Origin of the sequence: Streptomyces botrytidirepellens (assembly GCF_003721215.1) — a bacterium.
GTDB classification, from domain to species: Bacteria; Actinomycetota; Actinomycetes; order Streptomycetales; family Streptomycetaceae; genus Streptomyces; species Streptomyces himastatinicus.
Genome location: NZ_RIBZ01000167.1, coordinates 1 through 18,202 on the forward strand (window position 1 = coordinate 1; position 18,202 = coordinate 18,202).

General features: G+C 70.1%; 16 protein-coding genes and 1 pseudogene. 8 read left to right on the forward strand and 9 right to left on the reverse strand.

What is annotated here, in order from left to right:
* Positions 1–135: 135 nt before the first annotated feature.
* Positions 136–1,367, reverse strand: a pseudogene (gene tuf, locus EEJ42_RS12510) (elongation factor Tu).
* A 103-nt stretch (positions 1,368–1,470) separates the two neighbouring features.
* Positions 1,471–1,614: a hypothetical protein gene (locus tag EEJ42_RS50815; protein ID WP_184503053.1), complete on the reverse strand. Its 144-nt coding sequence runs from the start codon at positions 1,612–1,614 to the stop codon at positions 1,471–1,473.
* 192 nt (positions 1,615–1,806) lie between these two features.
* Here EEJ42_RS50815 and EEJ42_RS12515 point away from each other — a divergent pair, with 192 nt between their 5' ends.
* Positions 1,807–2,511, forward strand: a complete 705-nt coding sequence (locus tag EEJ42_RS12515) for a TVP38/TMEM64 family protein (RefSeq protein WP_123100020.1) — start codon at positions 1,807–1,809, stop codon at positions 2,509–2,511.
* A 186-nt stretch (positions 2,512–2,697) separates the two neighbouring features.
* Positions 2,698–3,570, forward strand: a complete 873-nt coding sequence (locus EEJ42_RS12520; protein ID WP_123100021.1) for an undecaprenyl-diphosphate phosphatase — start codon at positions 2,698–2,700, stop codon at positions 3,568–3,570.
* 218 nt (positions 3,571–3,788) lie between these two features.
* On the opposite strand, the gene EEJ42_RS12525 is transcribed toward EEJ42_RS12520, so the two are convergent.
* Together EEJ42_RS12525 and EEJ42_RS12530 are read right to left on the reverse strand one after the other, a co-directional pair.
* The gene (locus tag EEJ42_RS12525) at positions 3,789–4,430 is read right to left on the reverse strand and encodes an HAD family hydrolase (RefSeq protein ID WP_123100022.1); all 642 of its coding nucleotides are present in this window, start codon (positions 4,428–4,430) and stop codon (positions 3,789–3,791) included.
* On the reverse strand, positions 4,427–5,062 hold the full coding sequence (locus tag EEJ42_RS12530; protein WP_123100023.1) for a flavin reductase family protein: 636 nt from the start codon (positions 5,060–5,062) through the stop codon (positions 4,427–4,429). The genes EEJ42_RS12525 and EEJ42_RS12530 overlap by 4 nt, the downstream gene beginning before the upstream one ends.
* A 339-nt stretch (positions 5,063–5,401) precedes the next feature.
* On the opposite strand from EEJ42_RS12530, the gene EEJ42_RS12535 reads away from it, so the two are divergent.
* The 6 genes from EEJ42_RS12535 (at position 5,402) to EEJ42_RS12560 (ending at position 12,876) form a co-directional block, all read left to right on the forward strand.
* Positions 5,402–6,400: a substrate-binding domain-containing protein gene (locus EEJ42_RS12535; RefSeq protein ID WP_123100024.1), complete on the forward strand. Its 999-nt coding sequence runs from the start codon at positions 5,402–5,404 to the stop codon at positions 6,398–6,400.
* Between the two features lie 78 nt (positions 6,401–6,478).
* Complete coding sequence (locus tag EEJ42_RS12540; RefSeq protein ID WP_123100025.1) at positions 6,479–8,014, forward strand: sugar ABC transporter ATP-binding protein; 1,536 nt, start codon at positions 6,479–6,481, stop codon at positions 8,012–8,014.
* A gap of 7 nt (positions 8,015–8,021) precedes the next feature.
* Positions 8,022–9,038 carry an ABC transporter permease gene (locus tag EEJ42_RS12545; protein ID WP_123100026.1) on the forward strand — a complete coding sequence of 339 codons (1,017 nt, stop codon included), beginning with the start codon at positions 8,022–8,024 and terminating at the stop codon, positions 9,036–9,038.
* Between the two features lie 49 nt (positions 9,039–9,087).
* Positions 9,088–10,176 carry a zinc-dependent alcohol dehydrogenase family protein gene (locus EEJ42_RS12550; RefSeq protein ID WP_123100027.1) on the forward strand — a complete coding sequence of 363 codons (1,089 nt, stop codon included), beginning with the start codon at positions 9,088–9,090 and terminating at the stop codon, positions 10,174–10,176.
* A complete protein-coding gene (locus EEJ42_RS12555; protein ID WP_123100028.1) occupies positions 10,169–11,458 on the forward strand; it encodes a DUF4380 domain-containing protein in 1,290 nt (429 codons plus the stop codon). Before EEJ42_RS12550 ends, EEJ42_RS12555 begins: the two co-directional genes overlap by 8 nt.
* A gap of 239 nt (positions 11,459–11,697) precedes the next feature.
* Entirely contained in the window at positions 11,698–12,876 is a 1,179-nt protein-coding gene (locus EEJ42_RS12560; RefSeq protein ID WP_123100029.1) for a right-handed parallel beta-helix repeat-containing protein, read from the forward strand.
* On the opposite strand, the gene EEJ42_RS12565 is transcribed toward EEJ42_RS12560, so the two are convergent.
* From EEJ42_RS12565 to EEJ42_RS12585, 5 genes are read right to left on the reverse strand one after another with little or no spacing between them, the layout of a single operon-like run.
* Positions 12,809–13,813, reverse strand: a complete 1,005-nt coding sequence (locus EEJ42_RS12565) for an amidohydrolase family protein (protein ID WP_123100030.1) — start codon at positions 13,811–13,813, stop codon at positions 12,809–12,811. The two genes, EEJ42_RS12560 and EEJ42_RS12565, sit on opposite strands and share 68 nt — an antisense overlap.
* On the reverse strand, positions 13,810–14,727 hold the full coding sequence (locus tag EEJ42_RS12570) for an NAD(P)-dependent oxidoreductase (RefSeq protein WP_123100031.1): 918 nt from the start codon (positions 14,725–14,727) through the stop codon (positions 13,810–13,812). Before EEJ42_RS12570 ends, EEJ42_RS12565 begins: the two co-directional genes overlap by 4 nt.
* Positions 14,721–15,641, reverse strand: a complete 921-nt coding sequence (locus EEJ42_RS12575) for an NAD-dependent epimerase/dehydratase family protein (protein ID WP_184503054.1) — start codon at positions 15,639–15,641, stop codon at positions 14,721–14,723. The genes EEJ42_RS12570 and EEJ42_RS12575 overlap by 7 nt, the downstream gene beginning before the upstream one ends.
* Positions 15,638–16,696 (reverse strand): ABC transporter permease, encoded by a 1,059-nt coding sequence (locus EEJ42_RS12580; protein WP_123100033.1) that lies wholly within the window; start codon positions 16,694–16,696, stop codon positions 15,638–15,640. The genes EEJ42_RS12575 and EEJ42_RS12580 overlap by 4 nt, the downstream gene beginning before the upstream one ends.
* Positions 16,689–18,197: a sugar ABC transporter ATP-binding protein gene (locus tag EEJ42_RS12585; RefSeq protein WP_184503055.1), complete on the reverse strand. Its 1,509-nt coding sequence runs from the start codon at positions 18,195–18,197 to the stop codon at positions 16,689–16,691. Before EEJ42_RS12585 ends, EEJ42_RS12580 begins: the two co-directional genes overlap by 8 nt.
* Positions 18,198–18,202 lie beyond the last annotated feature (5 nt).

Sequence of the window (18,202 nt, forward strand, 5' to 3'; positions counted from 1 at the left end):
GGCTCCCGACGCCTGGCACGGCACCTCGCGGCCCCGCGCTCGTCGCACGCAGCGCCGCTGCGCTCTCCTCACGCGGGTTGCGATGCACCGCACCAGACGCCGCTCGCTGATCCGGCCCGATCGACAAGACACCCCCTACGGCTGGACGGTGAGCACCGTGCCCGCGCCCACCGTGCGGCCGCCCTCGCGGATCGCGAAGCCGAGCCCCGGCTCCAGCGGCACCGCGCGGCCCAGCTCTACCGTCAGGGTGACGGTGTCACCGGGGCGGGCCACCCCGGCGGCCCCGAGGCCCACCTCGCCGACCACATCGGCCGTACGCAGGTAGAACTGCGGCCGGTAGCCGGTGACCACCGGGGTGCGGCGGCCGCCCTCGGCCGCCGACAGCACGTACACGCTCGCGGTGAAGCGCCGCCGGGGTACGACGCTGCCGGGCGCGGCGACCACCTGGCCGCGGCGCACCGCGTCCCGCGGCACCCCGCGCAGCAGCAGCGCCACGTTGTCCCCGGCCTCGGCGGACTCCATGGGTTTGCCGAACGTCTCGACGCCCGTGACGACCGTCGTCACGTCCGCGCCGAGCACCTCGACGCGGTCGCCGACGCGCACCGTGCCGCGCTCGACGGCGCCGGTGACCACCGTGCCGCGGCCGGTGATGGTCAGCACGTTCTCCACCGGTAGGAGGAACGGGGCGTCGGTGTAGCGCACCGGCGTCGGCACGTAGATGTCGACGGCGTCGAGCAGCGCCTCGATCGCGCCGGTCCAGCGCGGGTCGCCGTCCAGCGCGCGCAGCCCGGAGACCCGTACGACGNGCGCGGGTCGCCGTCCAGCGCGCGCAGCCCGGAGACCCGTACGACGGGCGTGGCCTCGCCGGGGTAGCCGTGCGCGGACAGCAGCTCGCGCACCTCCAGTTCGACCAGGTCGGTGAGCTCGGGGTCGCCCGCGTCGGCCTTGTTGAGGGCGACGACGATGTGGTCGACCCCCACCTGGCGGGCGAGCAGCACGTGTTCGGCGGTCTGCGGCATGACGCCGTCGAGCGCCGAGACGACGAGGATGGCGCCGTCGAGCTGGGCCGCGCCGGTCACCATGTTCTTGATGAAGTCGGCGTGGCCGGGCATGTCGACGTGCGCGTAGTGCCGGGTGTCGGTCTCGTACTCGACGTGCGCGATGTTGATGGTGATGCCGCGCGCGGCCTCCTCCGGCGCCCGGTCGATGCGGTCGAACGGCACATAGGTGCCGCCGGAGCCGCGCTCGCTGAGCACCTTGGTGATGGCGGCGGTGAGGGTGGTCTTGCCGTGGTCGACGTGGCCCATGGTGCCGATGTTCAGATGCGGCTTGGTGCGCACGTAGGTCTGCTTGACCGTCTTGGGCAGGGCGGACATGGGGTGTTCCTCCTCGGAACGACATGGGAAACGCGGACCCCGGGGCCTGGCCGACCCTCCCCCGGTGGGGTCCGTCGGAGTCGTCCGAGGAGGGTCAGCTTCGAGCGCCGTCGAGGTGGTCGGCTGTCACGGCCGCGGCGGCAGCGAATACCGCTGCGGCGGCGCCGGACGAGGTGAGGGCAGCCTTCGGCGCGTCCGCGACCGCGGACGTCGTCATGAGGAAGGCATACCGGAACATGCCGTGATCATTGCGCACCGTTCGGTCCCCGTCGAATGGTTTTCGCGGCGCACGGGGCCGGTGCGGCGCAGGCGAACCCCTGGTGTCCGGGAGGTTGTTGTGCGGCCGTCCCATGTATCGGCCCGTCGACAACCAGCCGACGAGCGGGCGACATCACAGCGTGCCCGCGGTCCGGTCGGTTACGCTCCCCCGATGCTCGATGTCGCCGTACCCGCCCCGAAACCGGCCGTGCGCCGCGCCCGCGCCGTGCTGTTCTCGCCGTGGTCACGGCTGGGACTGCTCGCCGCGCTGCTGGTCGGTGCCGCGACCGCGGTGTGGGTGTGGCAGCCGCACCGGCTGCTGGCCGACGGCTGGCCGGCGCAGCCGTCGGGGGCGGCGGCCGTGGTGCTGTTCGCGGCCGCGTACGGGCTGTGCACCGCCGCGCTGGTGCCCAGGCCGCTGCTGAACCTGGCGGCGGGCGTGCTCCTCGGCGCCCAGGTCGGTCTCGCGGCGGCCGTCGCCGGTACGGTGCTCGGCGCCGGGATCTCGTTCGGCCTGGGCAGACTGCTCGGGCAGGACGCGCTGCGCCCGCTGCTGCGGGGCCGCTGGCTGGGCGCGGCCGACCGGCAGCTGAGTCGGCACGGCTTTCGCTCGATGCTGGCGATCCGGCTCCTCCCGGGCATCCCGTTCGCCGCCGCGAACTACTGCGCGGCGATCTCGCGGATGGGCTGGCCCGCGTTCCTGCTGGCGACCGGGCTCGGCTGTGTGCCGAACACGGCGGCGTACGTGGTGGCGGGCGGCCATGCGGCCACGCCCACCTCGCCCGTCTTCCTCATCGCGCTGGCCTGCATCGCCGTACCGGCCCTCGGCGGGCTGATCGTGGCCTGGCGCAAGCGCGGCCGCCTGCGGGGCGCGTGAGTTGATGGCCCGCACGGCTGAAGTGGCCCTCGGACCGGGCCCTTGGCGGGCCGTCCACCCGGGGACGCTACGCTGCCACCACAACCGGTTGCCGGTCCCCGGCCATCGGCCTTCCCCTCGGCCGCCCCGCCTGTTCCGGCATGCCCCGGAGCAGCGCATGATCAGCCTTTGGATAGCGTAGACGCAATGTCGTGGTTTGAATCATTCATCCTCGGGCTGGTCCAGGGGCTGACCGAGTTTCTTCCGATCTCCTCCAGCGCCCATCTGCGCCTCACCGCCGCCTTCGCGGGCTGGAACGACCCTGGTCCCGCCTTCACGGCCATTACCCAGATAGGCACCGAGCTGGCGGTGCTCATCTACTTCCGCAAGGACATAGCCCGGATCGTGAGCGCCTGGTTCCGCTCCCTGTTCGACAAGGAGTGGCGCGGCGACCACGATGCCCAGATGGGCTGGCTGGTGATCGTCGGCTCGATCCCGATCGGTGTGCTCGGCCTCACACTTCAGGACGCGATCGAGGGCCCGTTCCGCGATCTGCGGCTCATCGCCACCACCCTCGTCGTGATGGGCGTCGTCCTCGGCTACGCGGACCGGCGGGCCGCACGCGACGAGACGGGCGGCAAGCACCGCGTCGCCAAGCAGCGCAAGTCGCTCCAGGAGCTGAGCGTCCGGGACGGACTGATCTTCGGTATATGCCAGGCGATGGCGCTCGTTCCCGGTGTCTCCCGGTCCGGCGCGACCATCAGCGGTGGTCTGCTCATGGGCTACACCCGCGAGGCCGCGGCCCGCTACTCCTTCCTCCTCGCCGTCCCGGCCGTACTGGCCTCCGGGATCTTCGAGCTCAAGGACGCGTCCCAGGGCCACACCGCGTGGGGCCCGACGCTCTTCGCGACCGTCATCGCCTTCGTCGTCGGCTATGCCGTCATCGCCTGGTTCATGAAGTTCATCTCCAGCAAGAGCTTCATGCCGTTCGTGATCTACCGGGTCCTGCTGGGCCTGGCACTCTTCGCCCTGGTCGCCTTCGACGTGCTGAGCGCGCACGCGGCCGAGTCGGCGGGCTGACCTTCACAGCATGACGTGGGAGGGATGGGCCGCCGGCCGAGGAGGGAGGAGGTCCGGCGGCCCCTTCGCTCAGGTCTGGCGCCCCCTGAGCGGTATGCGACGAGTCAACCGCCACGCGGCGCGCGGCGGGAGGGTGTGCGATAGATATATGCAAGCACTCTGATCACACGGGGCGTGAAAGCATCACACTCCGTACGACCTCTCCCCTGAGCTGCGGCTCATCCTCCCCGCACCAGCTCGACCAGCTCCCCCAACCCGGCGATCCGCCAGTCCGCCCGCGCCACGTCGTCCCCGGCGGCCCACAGATGCCCCCAGGGCCCCCGGCGGATGTGCGCGGCCCGCAGCCCGGCGGCCCGCGCCGCCCGGATGTCGAACGCCGGATGGTCGCCCACGTACAGCGTCCGGTGCGGCGCGGCCCCGCCCAGTGCGACGACCCGCTCGAAGAACCCCGGATCGGGCTTGGCCACCCCCCACTCCTCGGACGTCGCGACGGCATCCACCGGCAGCTCCAGCGCACGCAGCAGCTCTCCCGTGCGCACCGGCTGGTTCCCGGCCACCACGATCCGTACCCCCAGCGCACGCAGCTCCCCGAGCGCGGGCCGCGCGTCCGGATACAGATCACGCTCCCCCAGCCACTCCCCGCGCCCCGCCGCGTCCCATGCCCGCCGCTCCGCGGCGACATCGACCCCCGGCTTGGCCAGCCGGATCGCCTCCCCGTCATCCCGCCCCTGCGCGACCACGGCCCCCACCAGGGCGGACAGCGTATGCGCGGGCACGCCGAGCCAGTCGGCCCACGCGGCCCAGTAGCGGTCCTCCCGCACCAGCGTGGACCCGACGTCGAACGCCACCACGTCGATCACCGCACTACCTCTTCCCCGCCTCCCCGCTCCCCCGGCCAGTCCGCGTACCGGACCCGCTCGATCTCCAGCACCTCGCCGACCGTCCCCCACTCGTTCTTCCCCAGCCGCGCCAGCGGCCGCAGTCTGCCCACCTCCGGATGCCCGTCGACCATGACCCCGTCATCGACCGCGGCATGCACCACCCGCCCGAACACCACGGTCGAGTCCCCCAACAGCACGGTGCTGTGCAACTCGCACTCCAACGCCACCGGCGACTCCGCCACCCGCGGCGGCCTCACCCGCACACTGTCCTCCCGCGCCACCCCCACCGCCTCGAACTCGCTCACCCCGCGCGGAAAGTCCGTAGCCGTCCCATTGATCGTCTCGAACATCCGCTCCGGCGCCAGGTTCACCACGAACTCCCCGGTCTCCTCCACATTCCGCAGCGAGTCCTTCCGCCCGACGGAGGTGAACTGCACGACGGGCGGGGACACGCAGGACACGGTGAAGAAGGAGTGCGGCGCCAGATTCGCCGTCCGGGTGTCCGGGTTGATGGTGGACACCCAGGCGATCGGCCGGGGCACGATGACCGAGGTCAGCAGCTTGTAGAAGGGATTGCGGCCCACGGTCTCAGGATCGAAGTCGATACGCATACGGCCCAGTATCCGCTGGCCGCTGCGGCGCAGCCTAACGGCGTTCTGCGGTCTCCCCCAGCCCCTGAGTTCCACCGAGGTGCACGTCGAGCGGAACAACGCCAGCTCCTGGCCCTACCAGCCCTGACGTGCCGTCGCCGGGCCGTCGACCGCGGCTGCTTCCCCTCCCGGGCGGCGGCCGCGCGGACCCGTGCCGAGCTGCTCGACAAGCCAGCTCTGGGCATTAATTATTATTTAATCTTGACGTGACTGAAAACCGCTGCTCATACTCGGAGCACGCACCGCAGTGTCCCGATCTGCACTCTTTGCGGTGCTTACTCTTCGCTCTGGAGTGTTGCTATGAGGTTGTCCAGACATCGTGTGCGCAACGCCGTCATCGGGGTCCTCGCCCTGGCACTGACAGGGCTCGCCGCGACCGGATGCGGGGGCCGCGTGGGTGAGGGCGGGCGTGTGGGGCTGGTCTACATGGATGCCCAGGGTTATTACGCCGGCGTACGCAAAGGCATGCTGGACTCCTCGCGGAAGCTGGGCGAGGACGTGCAGATACTCGAAATCAACGCCCAGGGCGATGCCTCGAAGGAGAGCAGGTTCGTCGACACGGTGAGCTCGGCGGGTGTGAAGGCGCTGGTCATGTCACCGGTTTCCACCACCGCATCGATCCCCGCGGTCAGGCTCGCCCGCAACAGCGGCGTCAAGGTGATCTGCTACAACACCTGCCTCACCGATGAGGCAACCCGCAAGTACGTCAGCGCTTGGATCCTGGGCGACCCGGTCAAGTTCGGGGAGCTGGCCGGGGCGAAGGCCGCGGAGTACTTCGTCTCTCGCCACATCACCGCCCCGCGGATCGGCGTCATCAACTGCGAAACGGTCGAGGTCTGCCGCCAGCGCCGGGCCGGCTTCGAGAAGGCGCTGTTCGCCCGGCTCCCCAAGGCCCGCATCGTCGCCAACCAGCAGGGCACGACCATCGACTCCGCGGTCCAGGTCGCCGAGCGGGTGCTGACCGCGCACCACGGCCTCGACGCCTTCTACGGCGAGTCCGGCGGCGCGACGATGGGGGCCGTCAAAGCCGTCCGCCAGCACGGCCTCATCGGAAAGACCGTGGTCTTCGGCAGCGACATGACCACCGATCTGGCCCGCGAACTGATCGACAACCGGATCCTGAAGGCCGACGTCGACATCTCCGGGCGGGTCGTGGGCAAGCTGGCCGCCCGCACGACGGCACAGGTGATCAGCGGCGACAAACTCGGCTCCCAGATCGTCGCGGCGCCGGTCGAGCTGTACTCCACCCCCCACCAGGCACGGAAGTGGCTCGCCACGCACCCCGACGGCCTGCCGTAACCGGCACGGAGGCCGTGGTCGGCAGCGCGCCGGGACCAGGGCCGAATCCGCCTTCCCCACCGCACCCGTGGAGACTCCATGACATCAGCTGACCCCGCGCCGGGCCGCCCGGCCGGCCCCCCGGTGGCGACGGCGACCGGGTTGTGCAAGCAATACCCCGGCGTCCGCGCCCTCGACTCCGTCGACTTCACCATCCACAGGGGCGAGGTCCGGGCCCTGCTCGGCCGTAACGGCGCGGGCAAGTCCACGCTCATCCGCCTGCTGTCCGGCGTCGAGACGCCCGACGCGGGTGAGGTGGTCATCGGCGGAGAGCCACTGGGCGACGGCGGAGTACGCCGCGCAGCCGAACTCGGCGTGGCCACGGTGTACCAGGAACTCAGCCTGGTGCCCGAGATGACCGTGGCCGAGAACCTCTTCCTCAACGCATGGCCCAGGCGCGGCGCTGCCGGGATCGACTATCCGCGCATGCGACGCGAGGCTGCCGAGGTGCTCGGCGAGTTGGAGGTCCCCGTCGATCCCGACGCGCTGGTGGGCACGCTGCCGCTGGCGGAGCAACAACTGCTCGAGATCGCCCGGGCGGTGCGCCGCCGCCCCCGGCTGCTCATCCTGGACGAACCCACCAGTGCGCTGGCGGCCGAGGAGGCGCACACGGTGCTGTCGGCCGTGCGCAGGATCGCCGACTCGGGTGTAGCAGTCATCTACGTCAGCCACCGGCTGGACGAGATCCGCCAGGTCGCCGGGAGTGTCACCGTTGTGCGCGACGGACAGGTCATCGACACCGTCGACGTGCACGACGCGACGACCGCACAGATCGTCGCCCTGATGCTGGGCACCACCGTCCAGGAGGCCGCGGCGCTGGAACCCCGGACGGTGGAACGGACCCGCACCCCGCTGCTGTCCGTGCGCGGGCTGACACTGCCGCCGAAGCTGCACGGGGTCGACGTCGACCTCTACGCCGGCGAAGTGCTCGGCATCGGCGGCCTCCTCGGCTCCGGGCGCAGCGAGCTGCTGCGCGCCATCGCCGGATTCGAGCCCCGGGCGGAGCGGGTGATCGAGGTGGACGGGGTCCGAGTCGCCCGGCCCACGGCAGCGGCGATGAAGAAACTCGGCCTGGGCATGACCCCGGAGGACCGCAAGGGCGCGGGTATCGTCCCGATGCTGGGCGTGGGCGAGAACATGACGATGTCGTGGTTCGGCGGCGTCAGCCGGCGCGGCAGCATCTCACCCGCCCTGGCCGAGCGCGCCGGATATGACCTGGTGGAGCGGCTGTCGGTGAAGACACCCCGGCTCTCCACACCGATCGTCAACCTCAGCGGCGGAAACCAGCAGAAAGCCGTCATCGGACGGTGGCTGCATGCCCGCAGCCGCATCCTCCTGCTCGACGAGCCGACCCGCGGCGTCGACGTCGAGGCGAAGCAGCAGATCTATCGGTTGGTCCGCGAACTGGCCGGCAACGGGGCAGCCGTGGTCTTCGTCTCCGGCGAGCTGGAGGAGCTGCCCCTGGTGTGCGACCGGGTCGTGACGCTTCAGCAGGGCCGGATACACCGCGAGTTCACCGCCCCCGACATCACCCTGGACAACATCATGGCCGCCACCATGGCGGTGGAAGTGTGAGGCACCCATGTCTTCTTCGACGATCCTGACTCACAAGCCCGGTGGGTCCTCCGCCAAAAGCGCCGCGACCTCCCGGCACCTGCTCCATCTCAACGAGCTGGGGCTGCTCGCCGCCATCGTCGTGCTGTACATCGCGTTGAGCGCCGGCGCCGGAGGGTTCCTCGACACCGAAAACCAGCTGGGTATTCTCCGCGATGCCGCGAGCGTGGGCATTCCCGCGCTCGGAGTGACCCTGGTGATCATCGCCGGAGAGATCGACATCAGCATCGGCCCGGCGGTGGCCTTCGCCTCGGTCATCTTTGCCAAGGGAGCGTCGGACTGGGATCTGGGTATCGCCGGAGCCCTGGTGCTCACCCTGGTGGCGGGCATCGTGTGGGGGGCGTTCGCCGGGTGGCTGCGGGCCCGGTTCGCGGTCCCCTCCTTCATCGCCACGCTCGGGTTGTGGAGCGCGCTCGGCGGCCTCGCCCTGTATGCGACGGACGCGCTGCCCGTCCCGCTGCCCGCCTCCTCCTTCGTCGACAGCCTCGGTGGCAAGTTCCTGGGAGTGCCCACTCCGGCAGTCGTCTTCATCGTGCTCTTCTTCGTCTTCTGGTACATAGCCCGCCGCACCGCCTACGGTCGTTCCGTTTACGCCACCGGCGGCAACGCCGCGGCGGCTCAGCTGGCCGGCATCCCGATCCGGCGCATCCGGGTCATGCTGTTCGCCACGACCGGCGTGCTGGCCGCGCTGACCGGCATCCTTCTGGCCGCCCGGCTGGGGTCGGGCAACGGCGGCGCCGCCGCCGGGCTGGAGTTCGACGTGATCGCCGCAGTGGTCATCGGCGGCACGGCCCTGGCCGGCGGGCGCGGGAGCCTGATCGGGACGATGCTCGGCGTCATCTTCATCAGCGTGATCGCCAACGGCCTGGTGCTGCTGGGTGTCAACCCCTTTCTCCAGAACGTCGTACGCGGCGTGATCATCGTCGCCGCCGTCCTCGCCAACGTGATCATCGGCAGGCGAGGGAACGCCACGCGGGTGTCGTGAACCCCCCTCCGTTCTCCCGTACTTCCCCGACACACCTCCAGGGACCGTCATGAGTACCACCGCCTCCTCCTCTCTGCCCGCCACGATGCGCGGCGTCTACCTCCCCGGGGACAGCACCGCCTCGGTGCGCTCCGTCGCGGTGCCGGAGCCCGGCCCCGGTCAGGTCCTGCTACGGGTCGGCGCGGCCGGTATCTGCGGCAGCGACATCGGCTACATCTACCGGGAGCACAAGACGCACCGAGGTATCGAAGGTCCCGCCTACCGCGGTGTGATCGCCAGTCATGAACCGTCGGGCACCGTGGTGGCCGCCGGACCCGGAGTGCGCGCGTTCGGTGTCGGCGACCGGGTGGTGGTGTACCACATCGCCGGCTGCGGCCGGTGCGACGCCTGCCGCCGCGGCTACTTCATCAACTGCGCCTCCCCGGAGCGGGCCGCCTACGGCTGGCAGCGCGACGGCGCCGCCGCCGACTACCTCGTCGCCGACGAGTCGACGCTGATCCCGCTGCCCGATGAGCTGAGCTTCGTCGACGGCGCGCTGATCGCCTGCGGCTTCGGCACCGCCTACGAGGGGATCCGCCGGATAGACGTCAGCGGCGACGACGACCTGCTGGTCGTGGGCCTGGGGCCGGTCGGGCTGGCCGCCGGCATGATCGGCCGCGGCCGCGGCGCCCGGCGCGTCATCGGGGTGGAACTGTCCGAGGAACGACGTGCGTGGGCCGACGGGCTCGGAGTGTTCGACGCCACCGTGCCGCCCGAGGAGACCGGTCCGGTCGTCGCGGAGCTGACGGGCGGCCGGGGCACGAGTACCGCGATCGACTGCTCGGGGAGCCGCCGGGGGCGTTCCACAGCCATCGAGCACATCGCCGAGTGGGGCCGGCTGTCGCTGGTAGGAGAAGGCGGCACGCTGGAGACGGAGGTGTCGGATCCGTTGCTGCACAAGCAGGTGACGATCTACGCGTCCTGGGTGACCTCCCTGCCCGCCATGTCGGAGCTGGCCCGCAGCCTGGTGCGTTGGGGGATGCGACCGGAGAGCGTGGTCAGCGACCGGTTCGCCCTCTCCGATGCGGACACGGCGTTCCGGCTCGCGGCCGGGGCCGGCCGCGGCAAGGTCGTCCTGGTGCCGGATCTCGATGACTGAGCGGACGAACGACCAGGCGCTGCGCGGAGACGGGGTAGAGGTGGTCCGCACCCCGGTCGGCCCCTACGAACTGGTCCGCCTCGACGCGGGGGCGGTACAGCTCACCGCCGTGCCCGCGCTCGGCGGCCGGCTCCTGTCGTTGACGCTGCACGGCCGGGAATTCCTGTACCGCAACGCGCGGTTGCTGGACGGCCGCCTGCGCCCGCGCCCCGGCGTCCGGCCGGTCCCGCAGGACGGTCCGATGTCGGCCTGGCTGAACTGGGGCGGCGACAAGACCTGGCCCGCACCACAGGGCTGGGACGGTCCCGGGCAGTGGGCGGGCCCGCCGGACCCGGTCCTGGACTCGGGGCCGTACGGGCTGCGGCTCACGGTCCAGGGGCGAACCGCCCAGGCGGTCATGACCAGTGGCGTCGAGCCACGGACGGGTCTGCGCATCGAGCGCAGCGTCACGGTCACCGCGGGGCGGACGGCCTTCACGCTGGAGAACACCCTGACCAACGAGTCGGACCGGCCCCGCCGGTGGGCGGTGTGGAATGTGACCCAGCTGGCCGGCACGGCCCCGGGCTCCTACCCCACGGGGGGCGTCTACGTGGGAACCGCCGGTTCCGGACGTCCGGAGACAGTCGGCCTGATCGCGGGCACAGGCCGCCCGCAGGTGTACCGCACCGGCCCTGGCGTGCTGCACGTCCCACACCAGGACGTGGTCGGCAAGGTCGGCTTCCCTGACGCTGCCGGGTGGCTGGCCCACGTCGCTCCGCAGGGCACGCTGACCCAGCGGTTCGAGGTCTCCCCTGCCGCCCGTTACCCCGATGCTGACTCGCGGGCCGAAGTGTGGCTGGAGCATCCGCTGCACGCGCCCCTGGAGCACCTGGGGGGCTTGCATCCTCTGGACCGGGTCGTGGAGTGCGAGGCGTTGGGCCCCCTTCGGGAGCTTGCTCCCGGGCAGTCGACGCGGCTGAGCATGGAGATCGGTGTGGGCGCCGGCGCAGGCCCGGTCGAGGCGGCGACCTCCTGGGGCTTCTGGTCACGGCTCCCCCGGCTGGAGGGCGGGCGGCTGGTCGGGGTATTCGTGCCGTTCCGCGACGGGTTCCTGACGGCACGTCCGTCCCGGGGAGGCGGCGAGCCGGTCCGGTGCGGCACGCTGGTCGCGGGGGAAGCTTGTGCGTTCGACATCCGGCCGGGCCGACTTGCGGCGGCCGGGGAGGACGCGATGGTCGTCGCCTCGGCGCCGGACGGCTCGGATGCGACAACGGTCGGCTTTCCCGAGGCACGGCGCGGGTGACGTGGCCGCCCCATCAGGATGTGGCCCGTGCGCCGAGAATCCTGATCTGCTCGGGGTCCGTGCCGCAGATGAGGGTGTACCAGTCGAGGGACGTTCTTCGACGAGCGCGGCCAGGAAAGGGGGCTATTGACGCGTCCATGGCGTCCTCTTAGCGTAGCAAGCGCTTTCCATCTCTCGTGCTGAGAGCGGCACTCGCATCCCTGTCACGCAGGCGACCACGGAGAAGGACGAGGACCCCCATGAGACCGAGATCCCCCCTGTCATTACTGGCATTCGCAGCCTTGGTGGTCGGCGCGTTCGGGGCACCGCCCGTCGCCACCGCGACAGTGTCGAGCTCCCCGCTGTACGTGGCGCCGAACGGCAGCGAGAGCGCGACCGGGACACAGTCGGACCCGACGACGCTCGCTTCGGCGATCACCCGCATCACCCCCGGAGGGACGATCTACGTGCGTGGCGGGACCTACCGCTTCTCGCGGACGGTCACCATCGCTCCGGGCAACAACGGCACATCGAGTGCCCGCACCACGTTGTCCGCCTACCCGGGCGAGACCCCGGTGCTGGACTTCTCGGCGATGAGCGAGGACCCGGCGAACCGCGGGCTTGCCGTCAACGGGGCGTTCTGGCACGTCAATGGCATCGTCGTCGAACATGCGGGGGACAACGGAATCTTCGTCGGCGGCAGCAACAACATCGTTGAACACACAGTGACGCGCTTCAACCGTGACACGGGGCTGCAACTCTCACGGATCGCCTCCAGCACCCCCAAGGACCAGTGGCCGTCGAACAACCTCGTCCTGAGCGCGGAGTCGCACGACAACGCCGACTCCGACGGCGAGGACGCCGACGGCTTCGCCGCGAAGCTCACCGTCGGCAGCGGAAACGTCTTCCGCTACGCCGTGTCCCACCACAACATCGACGACGGCTGGGACCTCTACACCAAGACCGATACGGGACCCATCGGCCCGGTGACCATCGAGGACTCCCTCTCCTACGGCAACGGCACCCTCAGCGACGGCACCGTGAACTCCAACGGTGACCGCAACGGCTACAAGCTCGGCGGCGACGACATCGCGGTCAACCACGTCGTCCGGCGCAGCATCGCATACCGCAACGGCAAGCACGGCTTCACGTACAACAGCAACCCCGGCACGATGTCGGTGTCCGGCAACGTCAGCGTCGACAACACCCAGCGCAACTACTCCTGGGATGCGGGGACTTCGGTGTTCCGTAACAACACCTCGTGCCGCAGCGGCAGCGGGTCGAAGGACAAGACCGTGGGTGACACCGACAGCTCGAACCAGTTCTGGTCCGGCTCGAACGGGTCCCGGTGCTCCTCGTACACCGGCACTCTCACATGGTCCTACGCCGCGGATGGCCGCCTCGTCGTGTCCTTCGGCGGCAAAGCGGTAACCCCGTAACAGGGCCCAGCCGGTATACCTCCGTCGCCGTACTGGCGAAGAGCTGGTCCCTCTCCTCGGCGCTGAAGGCCGCTGTCAGTTCGCTGAAGGCGGCGTAGAGCCGGGTGAAGCTCGAGTACAGGCGGTCCACCGGAAAGTTGCTGGCGAACATGGTGCGGTCGGGGCCGAAGGCCTCGACCGCCCCCAGGACGATGGGCCGGATGGAATCGACGGTCCAGTCGTGGTCCTGTGTTCCGATGCCGGAGATCTTGCAGACGACGTTCTCGCACCGTGCGAGGCGGCGCATCTGCTCCCGCCAGTGGTCAAGGCCCGGTTCGGTCCGGCTGATCGGCATCCCGGCGTGATCGAGGATGATGCGTACATCCGGAAAGGTGCGGGCGAGGACGACTGCCTGCTCCATCTGGTGCGGGTAGATCTGGAGGTCGAAGGAGAGGCCGAGTGCGGCCAGGCGGCTGAAGTTGGTCAGCCACGAGGGGTCTTCGATGATGTCGGGGCGGGACGTGTGGGTGTACACGGGGTCGGGGTGCCAGCTGAGGATCTGCCGGATCCCCCGCACCCCCGGCTGGGCAGCCTGCCACTCCAGGTCTTCCGCGGCGGAGTCGGCGAGCAGGTCGACCTTGGCCACCAGTGCGGAGGGGATCGGCGCGGCCCGCATCACATCGGCAAGCCACGCGGTCTCGCGGCGGGGGTCCGCCGCGCCGTTCTCGATGTGCACTGACCCGATCAGGTCGATGCCACCGACGTCGTCCAGGTAGTCCGCCACGAGGTAGTCCCGGCGTATCGGCCTGTCGTCGCCATGGTAAGGAAAGCCCTGCTCGACTGGTCGTTCCAGCCACGGGTAGGAGTGCTGGGAGAGGTTGCACAGGTGGTGGTGGGCGTCGACGACCGGGAAGTCCGGCAGTCGCTGTTCCGCTTCCCGGTGCGGGCCACCGCTCATGACGGTTCCCCGGCCCGGGCGCTCGCGATGGTTCGTATGAGGCCCGAGTGGTCGAGGTCGCCATCGCCCCCGGCCACCATCCTGCTGAACTGGCGGAGCAGCAACTCGGTCACCTCGGACGGCGCGCCGGCACTCTCCTCGGCCTCGCGCGCGAACATGAGGTCCTTGAGCTGATTACGTGCGCTGCCGCCGCCGGTGAAGTCCCCGCGCAGCCAGGAGCCGCTCTTCTGCTTCAGCACCTCGGACGCGGCCAGGCCACCGGTGAGGGCGGCCAACAGATCGGCTCGCGGCAGACCGTAGTGCTCGGCCAGGCAGAGCGCCTCGCACAGAGCCGCGATGGTTCCCGCCACCACGACTTGGTTGCACGCCTTGGCCAACTGGCCCGAGCCGCCGGCCCCCATGTACACCACCGTCTCTGCGACAGCGGCGAATACCGGCGCGAGCGACTCGACGGTCTGCTGGTGGCCTCCCACCATCAGGCTCAGGGTTCCGCGTTCCGCCCCGGGGACGCCCCCGCTCATGGGGGCGTCGACGAGCCGGATCCGGTGTTCTCTCCACAGGTCCTCGGCGAGTGTCCGCACGGCGACGGGCGAGACGGTTCCGTGGACGACCAGGATCGGTTCCCCGACGCCGTTGCCGCGCCATCCTTCCAGGAGGCCGTCAGCACCGGGGAGCAACGCCTCGACCTGTGGGAGGTCGGGCAGCACGGTGAGCACCACGTCCCGGGCTGCTTCGGCGGGCGATGCGGCTTGTCGGGCTCCCAGTTCCACCGCCTGTGCGGCGCGTGCCGGCGTGCGGTTCCAGACGGTGAGCGTTTCCAGCCGGCGGACGAGATTCGCCGCCATCGGCGCCCCCATGGGTCCCAGGCCGAGAAGAGACACCGAGCGGCGGGGTCCGTGCGATGTCATCACCATTGCTGAAGGTCCTCGTAGTCATCGATCGTGATGAGGGCTTCGGGAGCCACGTCATCGAGCAACGTGCTCGCTTCGAAACGGAGCAGGTCGCGACAGCGGCGCAGGTCCACCGGCACGTTCCGGCCGGGAACAAGGCTTCTCTCCACGCCGGGGGCGTAACGGGCGAGCGCGCGCTCGGTGTCGTCACGCAGATAGGTACGAGGGGCGGTCACGAGGATGCCCGGCGCTGCCGGTGTGTCGCGCGCCAGCGCCGCGGCCACCGCGCGGGCGGCGTCGGCCACGTCCAGATAGGTCCAGCCTTCGCACGCGGCCCGCCGGGGATCGTCTCTCATCAGCAGGTCCAGGTGTTCGGCGAACCGCCGCCCCCCGTCGAGAGTGATGTCGCGTACGAGTGGGAAGCGGATTCCGGTGATGTTCATGGCTGTGCGGCTGCCGATCTGCGCGGCGGCGTGCTCGTTGGCCTTCTTGGACAGCGAATAGGCGTCGGTGAAGTCCTCGATCGTCGACTCGCTGAAGGGGTACCGCTCGGGAAGCAACGGCCGGTCGTTGAGGGGAAGTCCGGTCGCGTTGATGCTCGACGCGTAGACCGCCTTGTCGACGCCGCACTCCGCGGCGATGGAGAGCACGGCGTACGTGCCCACGGTGTTGACGGCATACGTCGTCACGTCGTCGGCGATGCGGGGGCCGGGAATTCCGGCGAGGTGCACCACCGCGTCCTGATCCCTCACCGCTCGGCGAATCGTCCCGGGGTCGGTCACGTCCCCCTCGATGACGTGCACCCGGGCGTCGAAGGCTCCGTCCCCGCGGTCCCGGTCCAGTACGGTGACGCTCGCGCCCGAATCCACCAGTTCCCGCACCGTGGAGCGACCGATGAGACCGGATCCGCCCGTCACGAGGATGCGCTCGAAGGTCATGGGGCGTCCGCTCCCACGGTCTCGCCCGCCGTCTTCTGTGGCTTCGCGTCGACCGGAGGTTCCGTTCGCCTTCCGCGCAGCACGGGCCATCCCTTGGCGCCCTGGTCGAGGGCGACGGCGACGAGGACCACGGCACCGGTGACGATCTGTTCGTAGAAGCTCGGCACGTTCAGCAGCACCAGGCCGTTGGTGAGGGCACCGAGGATCAGGGCGCCGACGAGGGTGCCCGCGATGCGGCCTTCGCCGCCCATCAGGTTCGCCCCGCCGATCACTGCCGCGGCGATCGCGGTCAGCAGGTAGGGGCTGCCGCCCTCGGGTTGTGCGGCGTTGATGCGCGCGACCAGAACGAGTCCGGCCACGCCTGCCAGCGCGCCGGACAGGCCGTAGACGCCGAGCTTGATCCGGTTGACATGGATGCCCGACAGCCATGCGGTTTCCTGGCTGCCGCCAACGGCGATCACGTTCTCGCCGAAGAGCGTCCGCCGCAGCAGGAGCCATGCCACGATGCCCAGGATCAGCACCAGGACAACCGCGATGGGGACGCCGCCGACGTAGCTGTTCAGCAGATAGACGAAGGACGAGGGGACGTTGTAGACGGGGTTGCCGTTCGTCACGACGTAGGCGCACCCCTGGAACACACTCATGGTGCCCAGCGTCGCGATGAACGGTGGGAGCTTCAGAGCTGTGACCAGTACGCCGTTGACCAGTCCGCAGGCCCCGCCCACCACGAGGCCGATGAGGAGTCCCAGGAGCGGCGTGACGCCGTGGTTGACCATCAGGTAGGCGCTGACGATGCCGACGAAGCTGGCGATGGAGCCAACGGAGAGATCGATGCCTCCGGTGATGATGACGAACGTGACGCCCAGGCCGATGATCGCGTTGATGCACGCGGAGACCGCGACGTCGCGCAGGTTGCTCAAGGCCAGGAAATCGGAGTTCAGCGCGCCGAGGAGGACGAAGATCGCCACCGCGGCGGCGTAGATCCCGAGCGCTTGCGCGCTGACGGCCGGAAGTTTGACGCGTCCCCACGTGGACGTGTGGTTCGGCTCAGTCATGGAACGCCTCCGTTTGGCCCATGGCGCTCGCCACGAGCCTGTGTTCTGTGATCTCGGCTCCCGTATGCACGGAGTTGAACCGGCCGGCACGCATCACCAGGACGCGGTCGCACAGGGTGATGAGCTCCGGAAGGTCCGAGGAAACGACCACGACCGCCTTGCCCGCACCGGCCAGCTCGTCGATGAACTTGTAGATCTCGTAGCGCCCGCCGACATCGACGCCCTTGGTGGGCTCGTCGAACAGATACACCGCCGAGTCCCGCCACATCCATTTGGCGATGACGAGCTTCTGCTGGTTGCCACCCGAGAACTGGCGTGCCTTCAGCTGGACATTGTCCGGCCGTAGAGCCAGCGCACGAGCGGCGTCACGAGCGACGGACAGTTGCTTCTTCCGGCTGGTGAAGGGGCCGGCCCCGCCGCCCAGCTCTCGCGTGGCCGTCATGGCCACGTTGGTGAAGGCGGGGAGCCCGAGCACGAGCCCCTGCCCCTTGCGGTCCTCCGGGATGAACGCGATTCCCGCGCGCCGGCTGTCCCGCGGGCTGGAGATGTGCGTGCGACGGCCCTGGAGGGCAACGGTCCCGGAGCAGCCGGCATCCGCACGGATGACGGCCCGCAGGAACTCGGTTCGTCCCGAGCCCACGAGGCCCGCGATGCCCAGTACCTCGCCCCGCCTGACGTCCATGGAGAGCGGGCCGACGCCGTGCGGATGGGTCACGTCGGTTGCGGAGAAGATCACCGGACTGTCCGCCGGGACAGGGTGCTTGCGGGTGAACTGGAGGAGTTGGCGGCCGACCATACGCCGCACGATCTCGTCCTGGTCCGTCTCCGTTATGGGGCTCCGGAAGGCCACCTTGCCATCCCGCAGCACCAGGACCGAGTCGGAGACGGCCATGACCTCGGGCAGTTTGTGCGACACGTAGAGGATGCCCACTCCCCGTTCCCGCGCGAGGGCCCGGATCCGGGTCAGCACGTGTTCGACGTTGTGCTCGAGCATGCTGGTGGTCGGCTCGTCCAGTGCGACGACCTTGGGGTCGAACGCGAAGGCACGGGCGATCGTCAGGGCGTGCCGCTGCGCCGGGCTCAGCGTGGACAACCGTTTCTTCGGGCTCATGGGGAAGCCCATCAGGCGGACGTCGTCGAGCGCCCGGCCGACGATGTCGGTCATGTGGGTCCGCTGTGCCCGTGGACGGCCGAGCATCAAGTTCTGCGCGACCGTGAGCTGGGGCACCACCGCGGGCTCCTGGTGGGCGATCACCACGCCGTCGGCCAGTGCGGCACCCGGGCTGTACTCGTGGCGCGCGACGCCGTCGAGGACCACGGACCCGCTGTCGGGTGTCAGTGCTCCCCCGAGGACAGCCAGAAGTGTGCTCTTGCCGGCGCCGTTCTCCCCGGCGATCGAGCAGACCTCTCCCCGGCTGAGGTGGAAGGTCACACGGTCAAGGGCACGGACGCCCGGAAAGGACTTGGCGACATCGTGGACTTCGAGGAGATGGGTTGCCATCGTCG